This window comes from Serratia sp. A07, assembly GCF_058725505.1.
The window spans coordinates 1-3,395 of record NZ_JBZXDO010000103.1 but is presented as its reverse complement, the minus strand read 5'-3'; the positions used below and the strand labels follow the sequence as shown (position 1 = coordinate 3,395).

Here is a 3,395-nt window from a genome sequence, read left to right as displayed (position 1 = left end):
CTGGAACGACAAAAAAATCACGGCGCACCATGGGATTATCCCGACCAAGCAGCCGTTCGATTTGAGCAAGCTGTCTGTCGATGAGCTGAAGGTTTATCAGCTGATCCGTCAGCATTACCTGGCACAGTTCCTGCCGTTACATGAAGTGGATGTAACTGAGGCTACCTTTAATATCGGCGGACAATTGTTCCGAACCCGTGGCAAGGTCGAGGCGGTGGTAGGCTGGAAAGCACTGTTCCAGCATGACGTGAGCGAGGCGAAAGAGGAGTCGGCCGACACGGATGATGTCCGGCTGCCGGCGCTGGTAAAAGATGAATCCGTCGCGGTTGCCGGCGCGGAGCTTAAAACGCTGCAGACGAAGCCCCCTGGGCATTTCACTGACGGGACACTGATCGCCGCCATGAAAAATGCTGCGGCGTTCGTCAGTGACCCGCAACTGAAGAAGGTGCTGAAAGAGAATGCGGGACTGGGTACTGAAGCGACACGCGCCGGTATCCTGGAAACGCTGTTTAAACGCGGCTATCTGGAGAAGAAGGGAAAAATCCTGCTCTCCACGCCGATTGCCGGCGAACTGATAGATGCGTTACCGACCGCGCTGACCAACCCCGGGATGACGGCGCTGTGGGAGCAGGCGCTGGACGAGATTGCCCAGGGCCAGATGACACTCGATACGTTCATGAGCCGTCAGGCACAGTGGACGGGCCATCTGGTGGAGAAGGGGAAGACGCAGGCGGTGAAGTTCACTGCACCACCTTCACCGCCGTGTCCGACATGTGGTGGGACGATGCGCCGGCGTGCAGGTAAGAAAGGTAGCGGTGCCTTCTGGGGCTGCAGTAATTATCCCACTTGCCAGGGTATCATCAACATTGATGCAAAAGGTGGTCGTAAGGCTAAGCGCTATAAAGCAAAATCACCGGCTAAAAATAAAACAATCGGAGCGGAGTAAGAGATTGTCTGGTGTACATAGCTGAAAGTTTTGCTAATGTGGGCGAGCTTTGATGCAGAGCACCCCGTGGCTGCGGATGGCAGGAAAGTTTAATGCATGGACAATTCTGCTTCAGCCCGTATCGATGGCCTCCACACTCAGGTTGATTGATTAAGCGCATGCGACTTCGTGAAAAGCGCGCCAGGAGTTTACTATCTCTCCTCGAAGTCAGATGAGATCTACTACCAGTTATGGTGCAAACTCCGCGGCGCAGTCTTTGACTGTGCCGTTTTTGTTTTCTCAATTCACAAAATTGATATTCCTGGTTGACAGCAGCAGCACCTGAACTAAAAATGAACAGGCTTACTTGTTGTCTTCGGACAACCACCAATGCTCAGTGGGTCTGTGATGAGCGCCTTCGGGTGACCCTGCTGTTAATTGACAGCCACTAATGATCCCGTTACCTGTGAGGATCGCCTTCGGGTGGTAACAAAAGAACGCTTCCTTAGCCTGAGAGGGAGTACGTAGCTTAGCTGCGTGGTACATCTGCCCGCCTTTGAGAGTAGATATCGTTGATAGTGAGCGCGACTTTGCGTAACGATTAAGGCTTATTCAATCTGATCAGACTGTCAGGTTATGGCGTATACCCATACCTGGCTCCCGACGGGAAATACTTTTCCCGTCGGGGAAGGTGTATTTCTCCGTCACCGAATCTTTACTCCTGGAGAAAACATCATGTCTACCCGATCTCAGCAAGCATCCACCAAAACTGAATACTTCAACCTGACTATCAAAGGGATGGGGTACCTCAGCAACATTCGTCAAGTTAATGGCCCGAATGGCACCTTTATCAGCTGTGTCATCAATGGACTATCCGGTCCTACCGATAACGCCAGTTACACGCGTTTCGATGTGACGGTCGCCGGTAAAGAAGCCAGCAGCCTGATCAACCGCTGTCAAAAATCGGTTGATGAAGACAAAAAGGTCCTGATTGGTTTTGTGCTCAGCAATCCCAAGACGGACATCTTCACGCTCAACAGCGGCGAACATGCCGGTGAACAGCGCGTCAGCCTCAAAGCCCGCCTTATCAAGGTCGATTGGATTAAGATCGGTCAGGAAAAGGTCTTCCAGGCTGAGAAATCCGACTCTATGCCGCCTCAGCAAGGTTCCGCACAGCAACAATACGCGGAAAATTCTTTCTGATAACGCCCTCTACGCCTCGATTTTTCGGGGCGTTTTTCCCTTTCTAATTCTATTCCCTATGAGGATTCGATTATGGCGTCTCGCGGCGTAAACAAAGTCATACTTGTCGGCCATCTCGGCCAGGATCCGGAAGTCCGTTACATGCCAAATGGCGGTGCGGTTGCTAACATTACCCTGGCGACCTCTGAGAGCTGGCGCGATAAAGCAACCGGTGAGCAGAAAGAAAAAACCGAATGGCACCGTGTTGTGTTGTTCGGCAAGCTTGCTGAAATTGCCGGTGAATATTTGCGTAAAGGCTCGCAGGTTTACATAGAAGGCTCCCTGCAGACACGCAAATGGACCGATCAGGCCGGTGTTGAAAAATATACGACTGAAATCGTCGTCAACATTGGCGGCACTCTGCAGATGTTGGGGGGGCGTTCGCAACCTGCCAACGCAGGACAATCAGGCCAGGGCAGTTGGGGGAAACCTCAGCAACCGCAACCTTCGCACAGCGGTACGCCGGCTCAGCAACCCCAGCCAGCTCAATCGGGTGGAAATGCCGCGCCGATGGATTTTGACGATGACATACCGTTCCTTGGGTTTGGTTACGGTATCGCAAAATCAGCCATGTACGCTCTGTGATTGTCGGGAGACATTATGCCGACAATTCTTAGAGTAGGTGGTTTTCGCTTTTACTTTTACAGTCATGAACCTAATGAACCGGCGCATGTCCATATTGATAAGGGCAATGCAACCGCTAAAATATGGTTACATGATGTCAGTATTGCGCGTAGTGTGGGATTTGCATCACATGAACTGCGCATACTGCAGCGTCTGGTGACTGAACATCGGACACTTTTACAGGAGGCCTGGGATGCTTACTTTACGCAATGAAAATGATCTGCGTGTAATGAATGTCCGCATCGATGATGACCGTTTGTCGGTTGATTTGATGGATGGCCGAACTATTTCGGCACCGTTAGCCTGGTATCCCCGGCTTGCGGCTGGTACGCCTGCACAACGGGAAAACTGGGAGCTCTGCGGGGCTGGAATGGGTATACACTGGCCAGATCTGGATGAGGACTTAAGTACGGAAGGGTTGCTGATGGGGGCGAAAGGTATTACTCGTACACCTTCATTACCTTGATGTTGTTCCTCGTCATCTGACACTAAACGCTAACCTTCGGGTTAGCGTTTTTTTTTGAATAGCAATAAAGAGTTGTTAATTGAGCCTCCCGGACGGTAACCGCACAGTGACACCTGCCAATTGTCACTGAACAGGAAA

General features: G+C 51.6%; 5 protein-coding genes. All 5 read left to right on the top strand.

Annotated elements, in window-relative coordinates:
- Positions 1 to 946 (top strand): DNA topoisomerase (locus AC4PR2_RS28060; protein WP_492175933.1); only part of this gene is annotated, 946 nt, incomplete at its 5' end.
- A gap of 714 nt (positions 947 to 1,660) precedes the next feature.
- Positions 1,661 to 2,128, top strand: coding sequence for an STY4534 family ICE replication protein (locus AC4PR2_RS28055; RefSeq protein ID WP_180547792.1), 468 nt, complete (start codon positions 1,661 to 1,663; stop codon positions 2,126 to 2,128).
- A 72-nt stretch (positions 2,129 to 2,200) separates the two neighbouring features.
- Positions 2,201 to 2,752: a single-stranded DNA-binding protein gene (locus AC4PR2_RS28050; RefSeq protein WP_492175932.1), complete on the top strand. Its 552-nt coding sequence runs from the start codon at positions 2,201 to 2,203 to the stop codon at positions 2,750 to 2,752.
- 15 nt (positions 2,753 to 2,767) lie between these two features.
- Complete coding sequence (locus AC4PR2_RS28045; RefSeq protein WP_012146806.1) at positions 2,768 to 3,004, top strand: DUF4160 domain-containing protein; 237 nt, start codon at positions 2,768 to 2,770, stop codon at positions 3,002 to 3,004.
- Positions 2,985 to 3,257: a DUF2442 domain-containing protein gene (locus AC4PR2_RS28040; protein WP_099981562.1), complete on the top strand. Its 273-nt coding sequence runs from the start codon at positions 2,985 to 2,987 to the stop codon at positions 3,255 to 3,257. Before AC4PR2_RS28045 ends, AC4PR2_RS28040 begins: the two co-directional genes overlap by 20 nt.
- Positions 3,258 to 3,395: the final 138 nt, after the last annotated feature.

Excerpts from the sequence above, each read along its gene's own strand:
- AC4PR2_RS28055 (WP_180547792.1), top strand. The coding sequence starts at position 1,661 with ATGTCTACCCGATCTCAGCAAGCATCCACCAAAACTGAATACTTCAAC.
- AC4PR2_RS28050 (WP_492175932.1), top strand. The coding sequence starts at position 2,201 with ATGGCGTCTCGCGGCGTAAACAAAGTCATACTTGTCGGCCATCTCGGC.
- AC4PR2_RS28045 (WP_012146806.1), top strand. The coding sequence starts at position 2,768 with ATGCCGACAATTCTTAGAGTAGGTGGTTTTCGCTTTTACTTTTACAGT.
- AC4PR2_RS28040 (WP_099981562.1), top strand. The coding sequence starts at position 2,985 with ATGCTTACTTTACGCAATGAAAATGATCTGCGTGTAATGAATGTCCGC.